Raw genomic sequence first — 21,939 nt, 5'->3', positions numbered from 1 at the left:
TGCTATCTACAGACCCAATCTCTCCGATATTTCCAACATCCGTTCGATGGGTTTTCTAGCTCGTTCAACTACATCCATTGGCAAATCTACTTCTGGAAGTTCATAATAGAGACAGTTATATAACTTTTCCAGGGTATTCAGTTTCATATGAGGACAGTCGTTGCATGCACAGATATTATTCGGCGGTGCAGGGATAAACGTCTTCGTAGGACTGGCTTTCTGCATTTGATGTAAAATACCGGATTCCGTCGCAACAATATATTGTTGTGCATTGTCTTCAATCGTAAACTTAAGCATACCGGAGGTAGAACCAATATAATCCGCTTCCGCCAAAATATGATCTTCACATTCCGGATGCGCGATGAATTTTGCGTTAGGAAATTGTGTTCGTAAATCGGCAATCTTGTCCTGAGAAAAAATCTCATGCACCATACACGCGCCATTCCATAACACCAAATCCCGACCTGTTTTCTTCTTTACATATTCGCCCAGATTGCGGTCAGGACCGAAGATTATCTTCTGGTCTTTCGGTAAGCTTTCTACGATCTGTACTGCATTACTGGATGTACAGACGATATCCGATAAGGCTTTCAGCTCTGCGGTACAATTCACATAGGTAATAACCACGTGATTAGGATACTGCTCTTTGAATTTGGCGAACAAATGAGGCGGACAGCTATCGGACAAGGAACATCCCGCTTTTAAATCGGGTAACAATACTTTCTTTGAAGGAGATAAAATCTTAGCCGTTTCCGCCATAAAATGTACACCGGCAAAAACGATAACATCCGCATCCGTTTTAGCTGCTTGCTGGGATAATCCCAAACTATCTCCAATGTAATCGGCAATATCTTGAATATCAGCTTCTTGATAATAATGTGCCAAAATAACCGCATTCTTTTCTTTTTTAAGTCGCTGAATTTCAGCGACAATATCTATCGTAGGATCGATGGGCTCATCGATGTATCCTTTAGCCTCCAAATCCCTTTCAAAAATCGTATTCATTAGTTTTATCCTATTTAGCTTCCTCAGTTTGACTAAACAACGATACAAAAGTAAAGAAAGAAAATCAAACGAAATCCACATTCCCTTTTTTCAATAAATAATAATCTTTTTTTAAAGAGAGAATCTTATTGTTTATTAGCATGTGGAAAATGGGGATAAGTGTATGGAGTTATGTTTGGTAAAATGTTTTTCATATTGTTTTCCACAGGTTCTCCACAAAGATTATTTGATTATCACTTGATTCTCAATTAACTGATTTTTTTACGTTTTCTTTTTCCATATTTTTTTGTTGAATGTTTGCTGTTTACAATTTGTTAATATTGGGTTGATTTTAGCTTAACTTTTCCCACTGTTTCGTGAGAATCGGCGATCTACTGTGGAAAGTTTTAAAGTTTTCATTTTTAGTTCACCGTTTCTATACATGTTTTCCACATATTTTGTTAATTTGTTCCTCTAAATGAAAGGCGTTCCGCTTTATACACTTTATGGTACATAAACAAGTAGATTTTTTAGTAGTCGGTTCTGGCATTGCCGGTTTGAGTTTTGCACTTAAGGCAGCCGAACTGGGCAGCGTATTGATAGTTACAAAATCGAATGAGGACGAATCGAATACTAAATATGCGCAGGGAGGAGTAGCAGCCGTTGTGGATAAGTCGGATAGCTTTGATAAGCATATAGCTGATACACAGATAGCTGGGGATGGTTTATGCCATGTTAGTGTTGTGGAAAACGTTGTTAAGGAAGCTCCTGAGAGAATTAAAGAACTTATTGATTACGGTACTAACTTCGACAAAGTCGACGGAGAGCACTATGATCTTGCCCGTGAAGGCGGACATTCCAATCATCGGATTCTACACTATAAGGATATAACGGGGTATGAAATAGAGCGAGCATTATTGGAGAAGGTGCATCAGCATCCCAATATCGAAATATTAACGCATTATTTTGCAGTCGACCTCATTACACAACACCATCAAGGTATCCATGTGGACAAAAGCACGAGGAATATTCAGTGCTTTGGTATCTATGCGTTGAATACCAGAAACAATGCCATAGAAACTTTTTTAAGTAAAGTGACATTAATGGCTTCAGGAGGGGCTGGCCATGTATATGCAAGTACTACAAATCCGACGATAGCGACCGGCGATGGCATTGCCATGGTATACCGAGCAAAGGGTAAAGTGCGGAATATGGAATTTATACAGTTTCACCCCACGTCGTTATATAATCCAAAAGAATCACCCTCTTTTCTTATTTCTGAAGCAGTACGAGGCTTCGGTGGGATTTTAAGAAGAGTGACCGGAGAATCATTTATGGAGGAATATGACGAACGCGCATCATTAGCTCCTCGCGATATTGTGGCCAGAGCGATCGACAATGAAATGAAGAAATCAGGACTTGATTTTGTTTATTTGGATATTACGCATCGTGAGAAAGCAGACATCATTTCGCATTTTCCTAATATCTATGAGAAGTGTCTTTCGGTTGGGTTGGATATGACAAAGGATTATATACCGGTAACGCCTGCAGCACACTATTTGTGCGGTGGTATTATGGTCGACGAAAACGGAAGGACTTCTATTCAAAATTTGTATGCCTGTGGAGAATGTTCTTCCACGGGGCTTCACGGGGCTAACCGGTTAGCATCAAATTCCTTGTTGGAAGCGGTGGTGTATGCGCATCGGATTTTTGAAGATGCGTCTTCTATTTGGCGTACATTGGATCACGCAGTTGATATTCCGGGTTGGGATGAATCTAAGGCGCAATTGATGAATGAAGAGATCTTAGTCACACATAATTTACGGGAAACGCAAAAATTAATGAGTGATTATGTAGGTATAGTTCGATCAGATTTCCGTTTAGATAGAGCGATCAGACGGTTGGGATTTCTTTATGAAGAGACGGAGGAGTTTTATAAAAATACCAAGTTATCTGTTAAGTTATGCGAGTTACGTAATGTCATACAAGTTTCTTATTTGATTGTTAAATCTGCTATGCAACGTCGGGAAAGTAGGGGGTTACATTATACCACAGATTTTCCAAAAAAATCAGTGGAATTGAAAGACACCGTTTTATAGAAAGAGAGATGCCAACTATTTTGCCAGTAAAAGATATATATCCGCAGATAGACAGGTCTGTATTCCTTGCCGACAATGCTACCATCGTTGGTGATGTCGTTATAGGAACGCATTGTTCTATTTGGTTTAATGCTGTGATTAGAGGGGACGTAAACTATATTCGTATAGGAAATTATACGAATATTCAGGATGGCGTCGTCATTCATTGCACTTACCAAAGAAACGGAACTGACATCGGGAATTACGTAAATGTAGGTCACAATGCTATTGTACATGGTTGCGTAGTACACGATTATGTACTTATTGGTATGGGTGCTATTGTAATGGACAGAGCCATTATTGAATCAAATGTAATTATCGCTGCCGGAGCGGTTGTTTTAGAAGGCACACTATGTGAATCGGGTTATTTATATGCAGGAGTTCCTGCCAAGAAAATAAAGCCGCTAACGGAAGGACAAATGGATATGTTGCAGCAATTGCCGCATAATTACGTGTTATACAGTTCATGGTTTGATTAATCTAAATTAGCGTATATTAGCACTAGTCTAGATTAATGGTTTCGTTCTGATCCCAGTTTGCTCGGATGGTAAACGTTTTGCCCAAATACCATATATTTTCTGCCTGTTTTTTTGCATAAACATCCGCCGGATCCCATCTACCATTGTTGTTTTCGTCGTAAATAATACGCAGGGAATATTTACCTCCCGGATAATTCGTATAATTTATGATAGGATTAGAAGCATGGAGAGACCGTTTATTAAATACCTTTTCTTTAGCCTCGTCAATAAGTTCTACAATGTAATTTTTCGTGGAATCTAATCCATTTACAACAAAATTTATATTTCCATAGTTATCTGACTCATCTAAGGTGAATCTTGTTTTGGATTCTAGATTGACATCATCAAAAGGTGTTCGCATCGCTCCTTCCTGGATTACTAGTTCGTAGTCTTTTTTAGGACGCCAGTTGTACCGTATATGGTATAAATTTCTGTTTAGTGTATCTTGTTGTAGTTGGAAATTTCTTCTCGATATAGAATCTTCATGAATAAGGATTTTTGATTTATCTACATTGGCTAGTGGACTTTCACTTGTTAACGTGATATGTCGAATACGATCGACCTTATTCGTAATGCTTAATATAGGCTTTACCTCCCTATCGAATTTTGCGTTTTTATTTGTTCTGATTAGGATGGTATCCAATAGTCGATTTTCTTCACTTAATTCTATTTTAATAGAATCGAGTTCAGTTTTTGGTATGTAAATTTTGACGGAGTCGTTATTGACGCTGTATCGTTCTATCTTATTATCGTCTAATTCTGCAGGGAATAAGATTTTAGTTTTCGGCTGTTCAAGTGGTTTCGTAAAAGTCAGTAAAATATGACCAGCCGGTTCGAATTTCTTTTCCAGTGTACGAAAATCTTTGGGATATGCTTTTGTTATTTCGAGTTTTATACCCGTTATATCTTTATCCAGATGTATACTATCTTCCAGAAAACCTATCCATTCGTCATTCCCGTTAAAGATACGATCGTTATTCTGCTCTTTTAATGCATAGATCCTGTAAGTATCTTCCCTTAGATTATTGAATTTGAAATTACCGGATGTATCTACATTCGCAAATATGTTTGCTTTTCTTTTCCCAAATATCGAATCTTGTGATGTGGGGATAAGAAGTACCTTTATGTTTTCGTCTTTTTTTTGATCAAACTCTTTTGTAAATCCGTTGATGACAGAACCGCTAATGGAAAGAGAATCCAATTCAGCGCCTGTGGCAAATACATAGTTATAATCTATAAATGGATTACTTTCATTGTAATCTACTAATCCCTTACCAAAATTGATAGTATAGGTTGTATTTTCTTCCAGTGAATCTGGTAGGGTAATAACTAAGTCTTTTTTTCGTACGCGATAGTCAACGATATCTTCGACGTCCGGGCTGATACTAAATTCCTTATATTGGTTGTTCAGTTTTATAAATTCGTCGAACCTGAGAACAATTCTTTTTTCTGTAAAGTTTGTACTGAAGTTCGGAATCGATACCTCTAAGAGCTTAGGGGGAATAGAGTCCTTCGGCCCGCCTGTTGGCCGTTGCATATTTGCACATCTGCTAAAGCTAATGAATATTAATAAAGCAAAGCTAAAAATAGCTAGGTTTTGCAATTTTAACGTTTTTAAGCCATTTGGCGCGTTTTTATCTTTTTTGGACCTGGAACTCATAAATTTAAAAATAATCTCTTATATCGCTTTATTTTTATATTTTCTTTTTTGTTATAAGGTATTGATAATCAGAAAGTTAATTCATATGTACCATTAGAACACTAATGTCAGAGGGAGAGACTCCAGAAATGCGCGATGCCTGCCCTAAAGTCCGAGGTTTTACTTTTAATAATTTTTCACGTGCTTCAATGGAAAGAGAAGTGAGGGAATTATAGTCAAAGTTGGGATTGATTTCTTTGTCCTCCATCTTTTTCATTTTATTTACGATCTCCATTTCTTTAGTAAAATAGCTATCATACTTCACTTTTATTTCTGCTTGCTCTATAGTTTCGTCGTCATATTGTTTTAACAGTTCATCAAATTCTCCATCCGCTTTTGCGATATGATAAATGTTTATTTGTGGTCTACTCAGTAAATTGAACATTCGCATCTTTTGATTTAACGGGCTTGATTCTACTTCTTCTAAAATGGGGTTCATATCATCGACAGACACACTATTTTGTTTCATATAGTTGACTAGAGAGTCCGAATTTTCTATTTTTTTATTTACTTTTAACAGACGCTCTTCGCTCACGAGCCCTAATTTGTATGCCATGGGTGTGAGACGAATGTCTGCGTTATCTTGCCGGAGGAGAAGGCGGTGTTCCGCTCTGGAGGTGAACATACGATAAGGTTCTTCTGTTCCCTTAGTCACTAAATCATCTATAAGGACGCCGATATACGACTCAGCGCGTTTCAATATAAGCTCTTGCAAGTCATTGATTCGCTGATGCGCATTGATACCAGCCACGAATCCTTGGGCTCCCGCTTCTTCGTAACCTGTAGTTCCATTAATTTGACCAGCGAAGAATAAATGTTTGACTTTTAATGTTTCTAACGTTAGATCCAATTGCATAGGTGGAAAATAATCATATTCGATAGCATACCCAGGTCTATACATTTTTGCATTTTCAAATCCGGGTATTAAACGCAATGCTTTCAGTTGTACGTCTTCTGGGAGTGATGTCGAAAAACCATTCACATATATTTCCACGGTGTTGAATCCTTCCGGCTCTACAAAAATTTGATGTCTATCTCGTTCTGCAAATCGATTTATTTTATCTTCAATAGATGGGCAATATCGCGGACCTAGTCCTTTTATACGACCGGTAAACATTGGCGATTTCTCAAACCCGGTTTTCAGTACTTCATGTACTTTATCATTAGTATACGTAATCCAACAACAACGTTGTTTGGCCGGTATATCGACATCAGTGTAAGAGAATCTTCCTCTTTTCTCATCACCCCATTGTTCTTCCATCAAAGTATAATTTAGCGATCGCCCATCAACACGGGGCGGTGTTCCGGTTTTCATTCTACCGGATTCGAAACCTAAACTAACGAGTTGTTCAGTAAGTCCCGTTGCCGACTTTTCGCCTGTGCGTCCCCCTCCTATTTTTTTCTCGCCGATGTGGATGATACCATTCAAGAACGTGCCGTTTGTTAGAATGACAGCATCTGCCGCTATGCGTATTCCGAGTGATGTTACTACGCCCTTTGCTTGTCCATTTTCGACGATGATTTCTTTGACGGTATCCTGCCACATATCTACATTGGGGAGTGACTCTAGGGTGAGCCTCCATTCTTCAGCGAAACGCATTCGATCATTTTGGGACCGGGGACTCCACATTGCGGGACCTTTTGAACGATTGAGCATCCGAAACTGGAGTGTTGATTTATCTGCGATGATACCGGTATATCCACCCATTGCATCAATTTCTCTGACGATTTGCCCTTTCGCTACACCACCTATTGCTGGGTTGCAACTCATCTGTGCAATGACTCCCATGTTCATAGTAATCAATAAAACTGATGATCCTAAATTACCTGCTGCTGCTGCTGCTTCACATCCCGCATGACCGGCCCCTACTACAATTACATTATATTTATTAAACATTTTTTATTTCTCTTATCCTAATGTTTCACGTGGAATAGTTTATCAATAATTTGTTTCACGTGGAACAAGCTATATATATTCTGCGAGGTTTAACCAGCGTTCGGACTTAGCATCTAAATCTTTTTGGAGTTGTTCGATATCCAAAACAATTTTTGCAATTTCCTCGTGGTCTGAAACCATATTTAACAATTCCGTCTTTTGTGCGATAGTTCTTTCTATTTCCGTTATGTCTTTTTCCAAAACTTCATATTCGAGCTGCTCTTTATAGGAGCGTTTCTTCTTCTCTGTTTTTACTGTTGTTAACGGTTTTTCTGTTTCGATCTTTTTTATTTTTTCTTTCTCTTCACGGCTAATCTGATCTTGTTCCAATTTGTAATCCGCATAATTACCATTATATATTTTAAGTTTTCCGTTGTTTTCAAATATAAAAAGCTGTTCAGTTAACTTGTCAATCAGGTAACGGTCGTGCGAAACTAATACCAAGATGCCTGCGTAGTTTTCCAAAAATTCTTCTAGAACGTTTAATGTATCAATATCTAAATCGTTAGACGGCTCATCAAGTATCAGGAAATTCGGATTAGACATCAATACACGCATCAACTGTAAGCGCTTTTTTTCTCCACCACTTAATCGACTTACCAAATTGTATTGCTTTTCCGGGGGAAACAAAAATAATGTAAGCAATTGCGAAGCAGTAATAATATCGCCATTAGCCATTTCAATATAGTCTGCTACATTTTTGACTATATCTAAAACGCGATCGCTATCCATGAATGCAAGTCCTTCCTGCTTATAGTATCCGAACTTGGTGGTCTCTCCTAAAATCACGTTACCGAAATCTGGTGGAGTAGCCCCGGTTAACAAATTTAGAAAGGTTGATTTTCCGCTTCCGTTTTTTCCGGCTAATCCGATGCGATCGCCCTTTTTAAAAGTATATGAAAAATGATCTATAATTTTCTTCTCCGCAAAAGATTTCGACATGTCCTCCAATTCTAATATTTTCGAACCCTGTCTGCTCATTTTTACCGATAGCTGTACATTTTCTTTCTTGTGTCCAGTTTTTGACTTTTCTTCCAAATCATAAAAAGCGCCAATACGTGCTTTTGATTTTGTTCCGCGCGCCTTGGGCTGACGGCGCATCCATTCCAGCTCACGTCTAAGTAAGTTCTGCGCTTTTTCTACTGCGACAGCATCTATGGTTTCTCGTTCGGCCTTCTTTTCTAGAAAGTAGGTATAGTTTCCTTTATAAGTGTATATATTTCCCTTGTCTAGTTCTCTTATTTCTGTACAAACGTTATCCAAAAAGTACCTATCGTGTGTAACCAGGAGAACAGTTTTATTTCCTGTTGTCAATAATTTTTCTAACCATTCTATAGTCTCTATATCCAAATGATTGGTCGGTTCGTCTAGAATGTAAACATCGGGTTCGTCGATCAGTAATTTAGCTAGAGACAGTCTTTTCTTCTGTCCTCCTGATAAACTGTCAATTGTTTGATTGAAATTTGAAATCTGTAATCGATTTAAAATTGTCTTAATATTATGCTCGTATTCCCAAGCCTCCATCGCGGATAATTTGTCTGTAAGCTCGGCCAGCAATTGGTGATCTATTTCCTCGCTGTTTAATAAATTTTCATAAGACTTTATGAGCTGCTGTTGTTCGTTATCCGTGCTATAAATAAAATCGTTTATGGTTTCCATCCCATTAAAACTAGGCTCTTGCGATAGAAAACCTATTTTAATACCTCGTTCTTTGACGACTTTGCCTTCTGTCGGGATAACTTGTTCAGCAAGAATTTTGAGCAAAGTTGACTTACCCGTTCCGTTTATGCCGACCAAAGCCACCCGGTCTCCTTTTTGCAAAGCAAAATGGAGTTGTTTGAATAACCATTTATCATGGAAGGAGTGACTAACTTGCTCTGTTGCTAAAATACTCAATTTTTATAATATATTGATAATTAAATACTTGTGTTTTATTTAATCCATTCTATAGCTCGTGTATAAATTATAGAAAGGTTCTCCTTTCGTACGCGAATGGAGATAAATTTTCAAGTACAAAAATACGTAAATATCAGCGTAAATGTGTTTTATTTTCGAGAAGCTTTTGATATAGACTTTGCTTGAGTATAACTTTGGTGCTTTTAGATGGTAATAACGATACGGCAGTAATCTTCTACCCTATTAACTGGAATGTTCACACGGATTGGACACGGATTTAGCTCAGGCGCACAATATTCGACGAACGTTGGTGGATTTTTGAAATTATGGTATGCTGTTAGTTCAATTTAAATGAAGCAATTAAATTAAATCGGGGAATCTCTACGTGAAATATGCTACCGTCGACCTCCTTAATCATTTCATAATAGCCCTCCATATATCCTATCTCGCTTTTTAAATTGCATCCTGAGACATATTGATAGACGGTTCCAGGGACTAAAATGGGTTGCTCTCCTACCACTCCTTCTCCTTCTACTTGTTTAAATTCGCCAATAGAATCGAAAATATCCCAATGTCTATTAATAAGCTGTATGGTAATATCACTTAGATTTTCTATTGTGATTTGATAAGAGAACATAAAATGCATCTTATCCGGATTGGAATACTCGGGTTGGTAGACCACGTCTACAGATACCTTTACGCCGGATGTTATTTGTGTATTCATCTATTTAATAGCTCTTTTTAACTGCATATCGAATACCCCAAGATTGATAATGAACACCTTAATCGTGAGCAAATTATTAATTATCTTTTTAAACATCAAATTTAATTTTTTTTCCTCACTTCCATCCACTTGTTTTGTATGATTTTTTCGAAGGCTTCTGCCCCTTGAGAAAGATCAGCAAATATTCCCAACGGTTTTAAAGAGCTTTAACGGATAGCTCTTTTTTTGTTTAGTACCGATAAGGTGTTCCCTCCGGTCACGAATAGCGAAAATATTTAGTAATTTTGAATAATGGCTTTAGGAACACTTTATCTTATACCTGTACCGTTGGCTGAAAATGCGGAGAAACAGTCTTACACGCTTTACTTTCAGGAAGTGATTAATCATATTGATGAATACGTGGTTGAAAACGAAAAAACTGCTCGTCGGTTTCTAAAGGAGGCCGGGCTAAAAATACCACAAAGTGAACTGAAAATGCACGATTATGGCAAACATGTCCGCGAAATAACAGATTATAATCGTATGTTTAAATCGCTTACGGAAGGAAAGGACATGGGGTTGATGTCGGAAGCGGGTTGTCCTGGCGTAGCCGATCCCGGTGCGGACGTGGTAGCTGAGGCCCATAAGCGAGGAATAAAAGTCGTTCCATTAGTTGGTCCCAGTTCGATTTTATTGGCATTGATGGCGTCGGGATTTAGTGGACAAAAGTTTACTTTTCATGGTTACCTTCCGATAGATAAAGCGGAACGGGCAAAAAAGATTAAAGATATGGAATTTCAGTCACAAAGGGAGCAACAAACGCAGGTGTTTATTGAAACACCCTTTCGTAATAATGCCCTATTTGATGATTTACTTAAAAACTGCAAACAGAAAACAAGACTCTGTGTAGCGTGTAACCTAACGGCTTCTGATGAACAGGTGTTGACTTTATCCATAGCAGAATGGAAGAATCGAAAACCGGAGCTTCATAAGAAGCCCGCTATATTTTTGATGTATGTACAAAATTAAAATTCCTCATATAACATGTTAGATATTTTGCCTCAAAATATAACCGATGACATGGCTTTGTACATGCTAATCGGCGGAATAATTCGAATTATAATATGGATTTTTTTCGCCTTGACTCTTTATCGCACATTAAAACTGGTGAAAAAAGAAAACTTATGCATACTGCCTAGTCAAGCCTGGTTTGTTGCAGTGCCTCTTTTCAACATATACTGGAATTTTGAAGTAGCCAAGCGTTTGGCGGATTCTTTAAACAATGAATTTTATGACCGAAAAGTCGAGGTAGAAGAAAGACCCACCCAAAAATGGGGACTTATATTTGCATGGACTTTTTTATTGAGTAATATTCCGCTACCCTTATTCATATTGACAATAATCGGCATATTGCATTTAGTGTATTTTATTACCTATTGGGTCAAAGTTCACGAATACAAGACACTGCTGCGCATGCATGTCGAACATTACGGAAAAGATTTTGTAGCGGAAAATAAGGATGAAACCGAGATGTAATAACGATGAAAATTAGCGAACTTACACAATATCTAGAGCAGATTGCTCCGCTGGCTTATCAGGAATCTTATGATAATTCAGGATTGATCGTTGGCCATCCAGAGGACGAGATAGGACAGGCGTTGATCGCTTTGGATTGCACGGAGGAAATCGTTGACGAAGCCATGCAAAAGGGTTGCGATATCATTATTGCGCATCACCCCATAGTATTTGCGGGATTGAAAAAATTGAATGGTAATAATTATGTGGAGCGGGTGATTATTAAAGCTATACGCCATGGCATTGCTCTTTATGCGATTCACACGAATCTCGATAATGTCTTGGGAGGTGTGAGTAGTAAAATTGCCGAGAAGCTGGGATTAGCATCACACGCCGTTTTACGACCTAAACGAAACCTGCTTAAGAAACTAGCCGTTTTTGTACCCCGTTCGCATGCTGAATCCGTTCGGGTGGCATTGTTCGACGCAGGCGCCGGCGCTATCGGCGATTATGATGAATGTAGCTATAATACGGCAGGATACGGCACATTTCGACCACTTGACGGGGCAAATCCAACAATCGGTACAGTGAACGAGCAGGAACGTGTTGAAGAAACCAAAATTGAAGTTATTTATCCTGAAAGATTAGAACGTTCCATCTTGGTCGCGATGTACGCTGCACACCCTTATGAAGAAGTGGCCCACGATATATTTCCTTTGAACAATACGTTGCAAACGGTCGGGTCGGGTGCTATTGGCAACCTGCCACATCCGATGAGCGAATTGGATTTTCTAGGTTATGTAAAAGAAAAATTGAATGTAAAGGTTATCCGGCACACCAAGTTGCTGAATAAGGTTATTTCCAGGGTTGCTGTTTGCGGCGGTGCTGGTGCATTCCTATTAAACGACGCGAAGCGTTCAGGTGCAGATATCTTCATTTCGGCCGATTACAAATACCATGAGTTCTTTGATGCAGAGGATGATATTGTCATTGCAGACATAGGACATTTTGAAAGTGAACAATTTACGCAGGAATTATTATTGGAAATTATTCAGAAAAAATTTGTTAACTTTGCTGTCCTATTGACAGAAATAGAGACAAATCCTATTAAATATTACGTTTGATAATGGAACAATCCGTAGAACAAAAGTTAAAAGCATTATGGACGCTGCAGTCCATCCATACGAAGATAGATAAGATTCGCCAAGTGCGTGGCGAATTGCCTATTGAGGTTGCCGATCTAGAAGATGAGATCGCAGGTCTTGATACCCGAATCGAGAAAATTAGGACAGACTTGGATGATCTAGAAGATTCCATCGTGAATCGCAGAAATATGATTAAAGATGCACAAGCTGCGATTAAAAAATACGAAGGTCAACTCAATGAAGTAAAAAACAATCGTGAATACGATGCTATATCAAAAGAGATTGAAATTCAAGGTTTAGAAATTCAAGTATGTGAAAAGCGCATTCGAGAAGCAGAGTTTGAGATAAAAAATAAAACGGAACTTTACGAAAGCACGCAAAAGAGCCTTGAATACAGTAAAGGTGAATTGGATGTAAAAAAGCAAGAACTTGAAAGCATTACTGGCGAAACACAAAAAGAAGAAGATGCCTTAGTAGATAAGGCAGATAAGGCAGAAAAAAATATTGAGGAACGTCTATTAAAAGTATATAATAAACTTCGTGGGACATTCCGAAATGGCCTGGCCGTTGTCTCTATTGAACGTGATAGCTGTTCGGGATGTTACAATAAGATTCCACCACAATTGCAATCTGAAATCCGCCAGCGGAAGAAAGTTATCATTTGTGAACACTGCGGAAGAATCATCGTCGACGAAGGTATCGTTTTTGACGAAGAACACGCTTAGTGTAAGCTGAAGATTATAAAAGCCCCGCGACTACTCGCGGGGCTTTTTTTTAAGAAAAAACCAAAACCGAACGAAAGTGAGCTCATGGACACCAAAACAAACGCTTAGCCATAAGTCTCCTATCTCTTATTAACACCAAAGGTTTTCAGCGACGATTTTTTTGCTTCTTTTTTGAGAGAAAAAAGAACACAATAAGTTTGCAACATCTCTGATATGAATCCAGCTTATAGGATAAATTCTACTATTTTTGGCAACAATCATCAATAATCTGTATGAAAAATAAATTTTCGAAGGCCTTACACGCACTTTTTCTTTCTGGCTTTTTGTTTTTAGGGGCAAAAGCGCAACAAGAAACCCTACTTTTGAGAAACCCAGATATAAGCGATAAACATATTACTTTTGTTTATGCTGGAGACGTATGGATAGCGAATAAAAATGGTGAAAACGCGCGTCGCTTAACAGTAAATCCTGGCGTAGAGCAGAATCCTATATTCTCGCCCGATGGCCAGCAGATTGCTTTCACAGGCAATTACGATGGAAACACCGATGTCTATGTCGTTTCTATACAAGGGGGCGCGCCACAACGGGTTACCTTTCACCCCACCTCAGATATACTTCGCGGCTGGCTAAATAATAACGAAGTTTATTTCACAAGTACACGAGAATTCACCTACTCTTTAGGTCCCAGGTTATATAAAACATCGGTGAACGGGGAACTAGCTTCTCCCCTGTTAATGCCGGAAGCCTATCAAGGAAGCCCCTCTCCCGACGGTCGTTATTGGGCATATATTAAAAATACGGATCCAACGGAAAGGGATCGCGTAGCGTTCAAGCGCTATCGTGGAGGCGGCATGCCTTCTATTTGGATCTTTGATACGCAAACAAAAGAAGTAGAAATCATCCCGGGAGAAAACAGTAACGATGTGAAGCCCATCTGGTTAGGAAACAAGGTCTATTTTCTTTCAGATCGAGACAAAATAGTAAATATTTTCAGCTATGATACGAAAACGAAAAGTGTTGAGAAGCTAACAAATTACAAAGACTACGATGTGCGTACGCTGAGTGGAAAAGGAGACGAACTGACATTTGAATACGCCGGCCGCCTGCATATCCTTCATACCGCGACGAAAAATGTGGAAAGACTAGTTATCAATGTGAATGCCGACGCCATGTACAAGCGGCAGCATTATATAGATGTTGGAAAAGATATTCGTTCGTACACCATTTCTCCAACAGGTCAAAGAGTATTGTTCGAAAATCGGGGGGAAATCTTCACTATACCGAAGGAAAAAGGTGATGCACGAAATATTTCTAAAGCACCTGCTTCACATGAACGCTTCCCAGCTTGGTCGCCCAATGGAAAATGGATTTCGTTTATTTCCGATAAAAATGGAAAATACGAATTGGTACTACGCGATCAAATGGCTAAAAACGAACCGATTTATATCCCCTTGGGAGAAACTGCTTTTTATTACCAACCGAGCTGGTCGCCTGACAGTAAAAAGCTTTTCTATAATGATGCCCATCTCAATCTTTACTATGTGGATATAGAAACCAAGAAAATAACGCTGGTAGACGATGACCGACTTAGTTCAACGACAGGTAGAGTTTCCAATCATTTTCAGCCCTCGTGGTCCTTTGATTCTGACTGGATAGCTTATGTCAAAAGTCTAAGAAATGGTATTCGTACGCTATTTATGTACAACCTGCAAACAAGACAATCCACGCAGATTACAGATGGCATGAGTGCGGTCAACCAACCAACTTTTAGTCGGGATGGAAAGTACCTTTTTTTCTCTGCAAGTACGAATACCGGTTTGACGAATTCAGGACTACACATGACGGCTTATGAAAGAAATGTAAATTATAATGTTTACGCTTTTATTCTTTCAAAGGAAACACCGTCTCTGTTTAAAAATGAAAGCGACGAAGAAGAAATAACGGACGACAAAACGAAGAATAAAAAAGAGGAGAATAAAGAAAAGGAAGATAAATCTGAAGAAAAGCCTAAGGAAGATAAATCAAAGAAGTCAGCGACAAAAGTTGATTTGGAAGATATAAGCCGCCGTATTGTTGCGCTACCCCTCTCTCCTGGTCGCTATTCGTTGAATGGGACGACGGAAAATATGTTGATTTATATGCGTGGCAATACGATTGGTGCCTACGACTTAAAGAAATTGGAAGATAACAAGTTAGTCGAAAATGCTTCAGGGTTTGCTATCAGCGCAGATGGAAAGAAAATGCTTTATCGCAGCAATCGCGACTTTTTCATTGTGAATGCCGGACAAAAACCCGCCCCAGGAAAGGGAAAAATAGAAATTAAAAATGTCAAACAATTAGTAGACCCGGTGGCGGAATGGAAACAGATTTTTCATGAAGTATGGGCGATGCAGAAAGAATTTTTTTATGTAGAGAATATGCATGGTGTCGATTGGAATGCAATGAGGACAAAATATGAGAAATTCTTACCATACGTAGGACATCGATCAGATTTAGGCTATCTATTGAACGAGATGATGGGTGAAATGGTCGTAGGACATAATTATATATATCCTGGTGACGAACCAGCAACGCCCGCTGTCCATACGGGTACATTAGGAGCTGATTTCGACGTAGTAGAAGAAGGATACAAGATCAATAAGATATATACTACTTTAGATTGGAATCCATCACTCAGAGCGCCATTGGCTGAACCCGGCTTAAAAGTCAAAGAAGGGGAGTATATTGTTGCCGTGAATGGTATTGCCTTGAATCAATCAATTAATATTTTCCAGTTGTTGGAAAATACGGTCGATAAACAGGTGACTTTGAAAATCAATGATACGCCATCATGGAGTGGAGCGCGGGAAATTGTTGTAAAACCTATATCTTTTGGACAGGAAACCAGTTTGCGCAGGATGGATTGGGTAGAATCTAACCGTAAGAAAGTAGACGAGCTTAGCAAAGGGCAAATCGCGTATGTGTACATGCCAAATACGGGACCGGAGGGATATACCTATTTTAACCGCTATTATTTCTCCCAGATGGACAAGAAAGCACTTTTATTGGATGAACGAAACAATGGTGGTGGTTGGGTCGCGGATTACGTCATCGATTTATTGTCTAGAGAACTTATATCCGGTTGGCGGATCCGGGACGGAAGAAGCTTTACTACACCGGGAAATGGTATATATGGTCCGAAGGCGATGATTATCAACGAGAATGCCGGATCCGGAGGGGATATGATGCCCTATATGTTTCGTTTCAAAGGCCTTGGAAAGCTCGTAGGGCGTACGACAATGGGAATACTAGTGGGCATTTCTGGATATCCGCCGTTGTTGGATGGCGGTCGTATAACCTCGCCAAACTTTGGAATATTCGACCTAGACAGCAACTACATTATCGAAAATAAAGGCGTTGCGCCCGATATTTTTGTAGAACAGATGCCAAAAGATTTGCTCGAAGGAAGGGATCCGCAATTGGAGAAAACCATTGCTATTTTATTGGAAGAGATGAAAACCTATCCCTACCAGGAATTAAAAGACCCCAAAGATCCTGTGCGGGTAAAGTAACAAAATATAAAAAGGAGTGAATTTCACTCCTTTTTATATTTTAAAACCAATGAAATACCTATTTTTAATCTATGAATACATCCGAGGTGCAAGAAAGGAGCCCATGGGGAGACCTGCTTTTTTTAATCATGGTCCTGTTTATCTGTGTTTTCGCTGTTTCACTAATTTTCGGTGGATTGGGGTATATTCTCTTTGGGAATATCGACTTTTTTTCAGAGGTATCAGGAGCGAATCCAGCGCAGCTGTATTATGCCTATCTGGTACTGGGCATTAGCTCTGCTGCTACCTTTATTTTACCAGCGTATATTTTTCAGCGTAGAAAAAAAGAGGAAGAGCTATTCCCTAGTCAAAATCTTAACGATTGGAAAACGTATGTTTTGAGCATACTATTTCTTTTTGCTTTTTCACCTTGTATGTCGTTGATTTCGGAGTGGAATGCCAATATGCGTTTGCCGGAATCCTGGCGTAATATAGAAGAGTGGATGCGCATAAAAGAGGACCAGATGGCTTTGTTAACCGAGAGCATTGTTATGACGACCGCTTGGGACAGATTGCTGTTAAACATTGTCGTCATGGCGATTTTGCCGGGAATAGGCGAAGAGCTATTCTTTAGGGGTGCGTTGCAACAAATAGGGACACGGATTTTTAAAAATGAATATGTTGCTGTTTGGGTAGTTGCACTTGTTTTCAGCGCGATACATATACAGTTTTACGGCTTTTTCCCTCGCTTAATCCTCGGCGTGTTTTTTGGTTACCTCGTCGTCTGGACAAGGAATATCTGGACAGCTATTATTGCTCATTTTGTTAATAATAGTATGGTGGTTATACTGGCTTTTTACTATGCTACACAAGGCAAAAGCTATGCGGAACTCATGGAAAGTGATTCTTATCCGATAATTGTGTATCTTGGTAGCTTCGTTTTCAGTATCATCATTGCTTTTATATTTTATCAGTACATAACAAGACTAAGGTTATATGGAAAAAGGTTGGATTAAACTACAGACATACACCGATGCCATTCGGGGAGAAATAGATAAACAGGTGTTAGCGGAAAATGGAATTCCCGCTGTTTTGCTAAATAAGCAGGATTCATCCTTCATGTTTGGAAAGATAGATCTTTTCGTTAATGAACGCGATTTCAACCATGCCCAAGAATTGATAGTAGAAAACGATTCAGAAACGAATGAAAACTAGGGCGATAACAGGTTTCTTTTTTATTGCGGTTTTAATAGGAGCTGTCTTGCTTGGGCCTTATGTTTTTGTGTCTCTTTTTTCGTTGATAGCCGCTTATTGTGTATATGAATTTTATCGCATGGTGCACACTGAGAATACGCAACCTTTGGTTTTTCTAGGTGTTGGGGTTGCCGCTTTGGGATTGATATTAGTGGATATGGTACTTTTGGGCCTACTCTCCTATGCTGTTCTTCCGCTTGGCGTGACAGCCGTTTTATTACTTTATATCGCAGCACTTTTCCGTAAAACGGTGCATCCTATTCAAGACGTAGCGTATTCGCTTTTCGGGTTAATATACGCCGCTATACCCTTCGGGTTTTTTATGAGTCTGGGGTTTGTGAATGGTATATATAACGCATATATTCCGCTAGGCTTTTTGATCCTTCTATGGACCAATGATACAGGTGCCTACCTTGCTGGGAGGAGTATTGGACGACGGAAATTATTTGAACGCATTTCCCCTAATAAAACATGGGAAGGGTTTTTTGGAGGTGCCGTGTTTGCTGCCCTTGCAGGATTCATCCTTTCGTATTATTTTGGGATCCTTCCGCTGTGGTGCTGGGTATGCATGGGTTTGATTATTGCGATATTCGGAACGCTTGGCGATTTGGTAGAATCCATGCTAAAACGTAATGTTGGTGTTAAGGACGCTGGAAATCTATTACCGGGACATGGCGGGTTGCTCGACCGGTTTGACGGTTTATTGGTTGCCGCGCCTTTGGTTTATTTGTTTCTAAAAAGTATACTCTGATATGAAAGTAGAAAAGCAAACATTGGACTTTTTGAACCAGCTTCAAAAAAACAATAATCGGGAATGGTTTCAGGAAAACAAGGCGATTTATGAAACGGCATTGGCGAATATAAAAGATTATATTACACAATTTATTGCTGAGCTATCGGAATTTGATCCGCACATCAATACCGATATACAAGCTTCGCGATGTCTATTCCGGATATATCGTGATACCCGATTTTCAAAAGACAAAACGCCCTACAAGACATGGTTTGCCGCTGGAATTTCATTAGACGGCCGGAAACTGGACGGCCCTGAGTACTATTTGCATATTGAGCCTGGAAAACATTTTTTGGCAGCAGGATATTGGCGTCCGGAAAAGCATCATTTGAATGCTATTCGACAGGAAATAGATTACAATTTTGAGGAGCTGGTTGATGCGCTTGCTCAAGGAGGCTGGACAGTTGAAGATTTATCTACCGAAGATAAATTGAAAAGAGCTCCCGCGGGCTATAGCGAAGAAGACCCCCATATCGAAGTAATGAAACTAAAAAGTTATATCTTATACAAGCCCTTTACCGACGCAGAAATAACGGGTATTAAATCGTTACAGCAGGTTGTCGATACTGCCAAACGCATTTTACCGTTTAAGCGCTTTATCCACCACGCTTTAGATCAATAAGGCAGGCTAATTTTACCCATGCATACCCCCGGAGAATCTTTAATTTGTTGGACATGCTGAGGCGAACCTGCAACGGTCTCGTTGGCCAGGAGCGCAAAAAGACAGGCTTCTTTAGCATCGGGATTTAATCCCAACGAGCTAAATGAGGAGACAGATATGGAGGGAAAGGCATCACGGATGTTTTTCATTAATAAAGGATTGTAGACGCCTCCCCCGCTCACATATATATGTACGTCTTCTAGGTCTTTCGACGCCCGGATGATGCCATCTACTATAGCTTGCGCAGCAAATTTATTTAGGGTAGCTAAGACGTTCTCTGGTGCAATTGATGAAGTATTCGAAACAGATTGAGCTTTCCTTAAATAAGCTAAATTAAACAGCTCGGGCCCGGTCGTCTTCGGAAAGTCCGCATGTAAAAAAGGTGCTGTCAACAATGCCTCCAGCAGCGCGATATGTACAGTTCCCTTTTCGGCTATTTGGGCGTTCTCATCCATTTCTAACCCGAATTGTTCAAAAGAGAATTGATTCATCATTGTATTTCCAGGCCCTAGATCAGTAGCATAAGCTTTTAGTTCACTTTCCTTTTTGGGAAGGAATGTGAAATTGGAGATCCCGCCTATATTGAGCAGAAACCTGTTTTCTGTCTCTGAGGAAAAGAGAAGAAAATCGCCATAGGCAGCTAATGGCGCGCCCTCTCCTCCAGCCGCTACATGCTTTTGTCGAAAATCTGACAGTGTGATGATACCTGTTATGTGGGCGATATGGTCGCCATCTCCGATTTGTAAGGTGCTATTCGGCAAGATTGTTTCTCCGGTCAAGCGCTGGGGAGCGTGATACACGGTCTGCCCGTGACTGGCGATTAAATCCACATCCGATGAGGAAATATTCCATTGTTCCAATGCTTGATTAATGAGTTCGCCATGTGTTTTTCCGATATAGGCGTGTAGCCCGCACAGCAATTGTTGGTCTATATGGCGTTTGGCGAATATCTCCCGAATGTGTTGACGGAAAGTTGTATCATAGGGAATAGTGGTAAAATTGTCGAGAAATAATGTGGTCTCTTCGCCACTATTGCCTATACGGCACAGTGCAATATCCAAACCATCTAATGATGTTCCGGACATCAGTCCGATGATACGACGCTCTTTTTGTTGCGCGATGCGGTATAGTTTTTCGACTTGCTGGTTCATTGAACGAATATAAGCAAGAGCGAATGAATTTTTGGTTATCTCATAGGATAATTATATTTTTGGGCAAATAATATAGATATGAATTTTCCAGCAGAATTAAAATACACGAAAGATCACGAATGGATTCGTGTCGAAGGTGACGAAGCCGTTATTGGAATTACAGATTTTGCACAACGCGAATTAGGCGACATTGTTTTTGTTGATATCAACACGGTCGGCGAAGAAGTAGCTGCAAATGAAATATTCGGTACAGTTGAGGCTGTTAAAACGGTTTCTGATTTGTTTATGCCTGTGAATGCGACGGTTTTGGAAGTGAATGAGGCAATTGATGCGTCGCCGGAATTGGTCAACACAGATCCCTATGGGGAAGGTTGGATTATCCGTATAAAATTGAGCAACCCCGCTGACGTGGATGCATTATTATCTGCAGATGGGTATAAAGAAGAAATAAATGCTTAAGTAACAAATTAAAAGCCTCTTTATCGAGGCTTTTAATTTGTTATTCCACCGTCATCTCCACGTCACTGATTATTTTAGCTCCTTGTGCTGCAATCGTTGTTTTTATAGAACTGCTTTTTGTGAAGTGAGTTTGTTTGTCTAGGGTATAGCTGCCGGACATTGTCCCTATTTCTTCCCCAGACGCCTGTAACATCGTCCCTTTGATATCAATAATGTATCCGTCCGCATTTTCCTCGCGAAAAGTTGAAGTCATTTCTATTTTTGAGAACAAAGGGTTTTCCGGTACTTCAGTGGTGCCTTCCCAAGATTCTCCTACCGCCACAGCCTTTTCCGGAAAAGAAGGCGACATATTGGAGAATGAACTTGCGTCGAATCCCTGTGCGGCGAAACTAGCTGGTAAGTCGATATCGATTGTTTTCCCTTTTTCGGTAACAACAGATGAAATTTTTTGATCGATGATTTTGGCGAATTGTTCACCTAACATTTTGGCGGGCTCACTTGTCGCTTCTTCTTCTGAGTTATAAGAAAGCGTCATCATACCGGCATCTATATCCGCCTTAATCGCTTTGATAACATTTTCAAGCGTGAAATTTTCGTTTTCTTTTTTTGCCGGAAGCAGCTCCATTTTCATGTTCATATCCATGATTACGCTTTGAGGACCATCTACATCAGTCTTCATGAGCATGTTGAGCTTAAGAGGTTTTCCGACTTCCGGATTGAGTCTAAAATCTACCGTCTTTTGGGCAGATGAGAGGAGACCAATACATAAAGCAAAACAGGTAATAAATAATCTTTTCATATAGTAAGTATGTTATAGCGTGAATATAAGAAA

At 39.5% G+C, this 21,939-nt stretch carries 19 protein-coding genes; 12 read left to right on the top strand and 7 right to left on the bottom strand.

Going from position 1 to position 21,939, the window contains the following annotated elements:
• Positions 1 to 6: 6 nt before the first annotated feature.
• Positions 7 to 1,005: a quinolinate synthase NadA gene (gene nadA, locus C5749_RS09655; RefSeq protein WP_105725535.1), complete on the bottom strand. Its 999-nt coding sequence runs from the start codon at positions 1,003 to 1,005 to the stop codon at positions 7 to 9.
• 485 nt (positions 1,006 to 1,490) lie between these two features.
• Between nadA and nadB the strand changes: the two genes are divergently transcribed.
• Both nadB and C5749_RS09645 read left to right on the top strand, forming a co-directional pair.
• A complete protein-coding gene (gene nadB, locus C5749_RS09650) occupies positions 1,491 to 3,083 on the top strand; it encodes an L-aspartate oxidase (protein ID WP_105725533.1) in 1,593 nt (530 codons plus the stop codon).
• Between the two features lie 8 nt (positions 3,084 to 3,091).
• Positions 3,092 to 3,601, top strand: a complete 510-nt coding sequence (locus C5749_RS09645) for a gamma carbonic anhydrase family protein (RefSeq protein ID WP_105725531.1) — start codon at positions 3,092 to 3,094, stop codon at positions 3,599 to 3,601.
• A 22-nt stretch (positions 3,602 to 3,623) separates the two neighbouring features.
• Here the strand turns inward: C5749_RS09645 and C5749_RS09640 are convergent, their stop codons facing one another.
• The 4 genes from C5749_RS09640 to apaG all read right to left on the bottom strand — a co-directional run bounded on the left by C5749_RS09640 (position 3,624) and on the right by apaG (position 9,895).
• The gene (locus C5749_RS09640; RefSeq protein WP_245893696.1) at positions 3,624 to 5,177 is read right to left on the bottom strand and encodes an Ig-like domain-containing domain; all 1,554 of its coding nucleotides are present in this window, start codon (positions 5,175 to 5,177) and stop codon (positions 3,624 to 3,626) included.
• Positions 5,178 to 5,376: 199 nt separating this feature from the next.
• Entirely contained in the window at positions 5,377 to 7,236 is a 1,860-nt protein-coding gene (gene mnmG / locus C5749_RS09635; RefSeq protein ID WP_105725527.1) for a tRNA uridine-5-carboxymethylaminomethyl(34) synthesis enzyme MnmG, read from the bottom strand.
• A 69-nt stretch (positions 7,237 to 7,305) separates the two neighbouring features.
• A complete protein-coding gene (locus tag C5749_RS09630; RefSeq protein ID WP_105725525.1) occupies positions 7,306 to 9,171 on the bottom strand; it encodes an ABC-F family ATP-binding cassette domain-containing protein in 1,866 nt (621 codons plus the stop codon).
• Positions 9,172 to 9,508: 337 nt separating this feature from the next.
• Positions 9,509 to 9,895 (bottom strand): Co2+/Mg2+ efflux protein ApaG, encoded by a 387-nt coding sequence (apaG, locus tag C5749_RS09625; protein WP_105725523.1) that lies wholly within the window; start codon positions 9,893 to 9,895, stop codon positions 9,509 to 9,511.
• Positions 9,896 to 10,186: 291 nt separating this feature from the next.
• Here apaG and C5749_RS09620 point away from each other — a divergent pair, with 291 nt between their 5' ends.
• The 9 genes from C5749_RS09620 (at position 10,187) to C5749_RS09580 (ending at position 19,458) form a co-directional block, all read left to right on the top strand.
• Positions 10,187 to 10,903, top strand: coding sequence for an SAM-dependent methyltransferase (locus C5749_RS09620; RefSeq protein WP_105725521.1), 717 nt, complete (start codon positions 10,187 to 10,189; stop codon positions 10,901 to 10,903).
• A gap of 138 nt (positions 10,904 to 11,041) precedes the next feature.
• The gene (locus C5749_RS09615; RefSeq protein ID WP_245893694.1) at positions 11,042 to 11,410 is read left to right on the top strand and encodes a hypothetical protein; all 369 of its coding nucleotides are present in this window, start codon (positions 11,042 to 11,044) and stop codon (positions 11,408 to 11,410) included.
• Between the two features lie 5 nt (positions 11,411 to 11,415).
• Positions 11,416 to 12,513 carry a Nif3-like dinuclear metal center hexameric protein gene (locus C5749_RS09610; protein WP_105725517.1) on the top strand — a complete coding sequence of 366 codons (1,098 nt, stop codon included), beginning with the start codon at positions 11,416 to 11,418 and terminating at the stop codon, positions 12,511 to 12,513.
• Positions 12,514 to 12,515: 2 nt separating this feature from the next.
• The gene (locus C5749_RS09605; protein ID WP_105725516.1) at positions 12,516 to 13,259 is read left to right on the top strand and encodes a zinc ribbon domain-containing protein; all 744 of its coding nucleotides are present in this window, start codon (positions 12,516 to 12,518) and stop codon (positions 13,257 to 13,259) included.
• Positions 13,260 to 13,531: 272 nt separating this feature from the next.
• Positions 13,532 to 16,810, top strand: coding sequence for a S41 family peptidase (locus C5749_RS09600; RefSeq protein ID WP_105725514.1), 3,279 nt, complete (start codon positions 13,532 to 13,534; stop codon positions 16,808 to 16,810).
• Between the two features lie 71 nt (positions 16,811 to 16,881).
• Positions 16,882 to 17,805, top strand: coding sequence for a CPBP family intramembrane glutamic endopeptidase (locus tag C5749_RS09595; protein WP_105725512.1), 924 nt, complete (start codon positions 16,882 to 16,884; stop codon positions 17,803 to 17,805).
• Positions 17,786 to 18,004, top strand: coding sequence for a putative signal transducing protein (locus C5749_RS09590; protein ID WP_105725510.1), 219 nt, complete (start codon positions 17,786 to 17,788; stop codon positions 18,002 to 18,004). Before C5749_RS09595 ends, C5749_RS09590 begins: the two co-directional genes overlap by 20 nt.
• A complete protein-coding gene (locus C5749_RS09585) occupies positions 17,994 to 18,794 on the top strand; it encodes a phosphatidate cytidylyltransferase (RefSeq protein WP_105725508.1) in 801 nt (266 codons plus the stop codon). Before C5749_RS09590 ends, C5749_RS09585 begins: the two co-directional genes overlap by 11 nt.
• Before the next feature lies 1 nt (position 18,795).
• Positions 18,796 to 19,458 (top strand): DUF2461 domain-containing protein, encoded by a 663-nt coding sequence (locus C5749_RS09580; RefSeq protein WP_105725506.1) that lies wholly within the window; start codon positions 18,796 to 18,798, stop codon positions 19,456 to 19,458.
• Here C5749_RS09580 and C5749_RS09575 read toward each other — a convergent pair.
• Positions 19,452 to 20,648: an anhydro-N-acetylmuramic acid kinase gene (locus C5749_RS09575; protein WP_105725504.1), complete on the bottom strand. Its 1,197-nt coding sequence runs from the start codon at positions 20,646 to 20,648 to the stop codon at positions 19,452 to 19,454. The two genes, C5749_RS09580 and C5749_RS09575, sit on opposite strands and share 7 nt — an antisense overlap.
• 78 nt (positions 20,649 to 20,726) lie before the next feature.
• Here C5749_RS09575 and gcvH point away from each other — a divergent pair, with 78 nt between their 5' ends.
• Positions 20,727 to 21,107, top strand: a complete 381-nt coding sequence (gene gcvH, locus C5749_RS09570; protein ID WP_105725502.1) for a glycine cleavage system protein GcvH — start codon at positions 20,727 to 20,729, stop codon at positions 21,105 to 21,107.
• A 40-nt stretch (positions 21,108 to 21,147) separates the two neighbouring features.
• Here gcvH and C5749_RS09565 read toward each other — a convergent pair whose 3' ends face one another.
• Positions 21,148 to 21,906, bottom strand: a complete 759-nt coding sequence (locus C5749_RS09565; RefSeq protein WP_105725500.1) for a DUF6263 family protein — start codon at positions 21,904 to 21,906, stop codon at positions 21,148 to 21,150.
• Positions 21,907 to 21,939 lie beyond the last annotated feature (33 nt).

Source organism: Sphingobacterium gobiense (assembly GCF_002980575.1).
GTDB classification, from domain to species: Bacteria; Bacteroidota; Bacteroidia; order Sphingobacteriales; family Sphingobacteriaceae; genus Sphingobacterium; species Sphingobacterium gobiense.
The sequence above is the reverse complement of the archived record's forward strand: the minus strand, read 5'-3'. Positions and strand labels throughout refer to the sequence as shown.

What these genes read in the sequence shown, in the direction of transcription:
- nadA (WP_105725535.1), bottom strand. Translation starts at nt 1,005, where the DNA reads ATGAATACGATTTTTGAAAGGGATTTGGAGGCTAAAGGATACATCGAT.
- nadB (WP_105725533.1), top strand. Translation starts at nt 1,491, where the DNA reads ATGGTACATAAACAAGTAGATTTTTTAGTAGTCGGTTCTGGCATTGCC.
- C5749_RS09645 (WP_105725531.1), top strand. Translation starts at nt 3,092, where the DNA reads ATGCCAACTATTTTGCCAGTAAAAGATATATATCCGCAGATAGACAGG.
- C5749_RS09640 (WP_245893696.1), bottom strand. Translation starts at nt 5,177, where the DNA reads ATGCAACGGCCAACAGGCGGGCCGAAGGACTCTATTCCCCCTAAGCTC.
- mnmG (WP_105725527.1), bottom strand. Translation starts at nt 7,236, where the DNA reads ATGTTTAATAAATATAATGTAATTGTAGTAGGGGCCGGTCATGCGGGA.
- apaG (WP_105725523.1), bottom strand. Translation starts at nt 9,895, where the DNA reads ATGAATACACAAATAACATCCGGCGTAAAGGTATCTGTAGACGTGGTC.
- C5749_RS09620 (WP_105725521.1), top strand. Translation starts at nt 10,187, where the DNA reads ATGGCTTTAGGAACACTTTATCTTATACCTGTACCGTTGGCTGAAAAT.
- C5749_RS09610 (WP_105725517.1), top strand. Translation starts at nt 11,416, where the DNA reads ATGAAAATTAGCGAACTTACACAATATCTAGAGCAGATTGCTCCGCTG.
- C5749_RS09605 (WP_105725516.1), top strand. Translation starts at nt 12,516, where the DNA reads ATGGAACAATCCGTAGAACAAAAGTTAAAAGCATTATGGACGCTGCAG.
- C5749_RS09600 (WP_105725514.1), top strand. Translation starts at nt 13,532, where the DNA reads ATGAAAAATAAATTTTCGAAGGCCTTACACGCACTTTTTCTTTCTGGC.
- C5749_RS09595 (WP_105725512.1), top strand. Translation starts at nt 16,882, where the DNA reads ATGAATACATCCGAGGTGCAAGAAAGGAGCCCATGGGGAGACCTGCTT.
- C5749_RS09590 (WP_105725510.1), top strand. Translation starts at nt 17,786, where the DNA reads ATGGAAAAAGGTTGGATTAAACTACAGACATACACCGATGCCATTCGG.
- C5749_RS09585 (WP_105725508.1), top strand. Translation starts at nt 17,994, where the DNA reads ATGAAAACTAGGGCGATAACAGGTTTCTTTTTTATTGCGGTTTTAATA.
- C5749_RS09580 (WP_105725506.1), top strand. Translation starts at nt 18,796, where the DNA reads ATGAAAGTAGAAAAGCAAACATTGGACTTTTTGAACCAGCTTCAAAAA.
- C5749_RS09575 (WP_105725504.1), bottom strand. Translation starts at nt 20,648, where the DNA reads ATGAACCAGCAAGTCGAAAAACTATACCGCATCGCGCAACAAAAAGAG.
- gcvH (WP_105725502.1), top strand. Translation starts at nt 20,727, where the DNA reads ATGAATTTTCCAGCAGAATTAAAATACACGAAAGATCACGAATGGATT.
- C5749_RS09565 (WP_105725500.1), bottom strand. Translation starts at nt 21,906, where the DNA reads ATGAAAAGATTATTTATTACCTGTTTTGCTTTATGTATTGGTCTCCTC.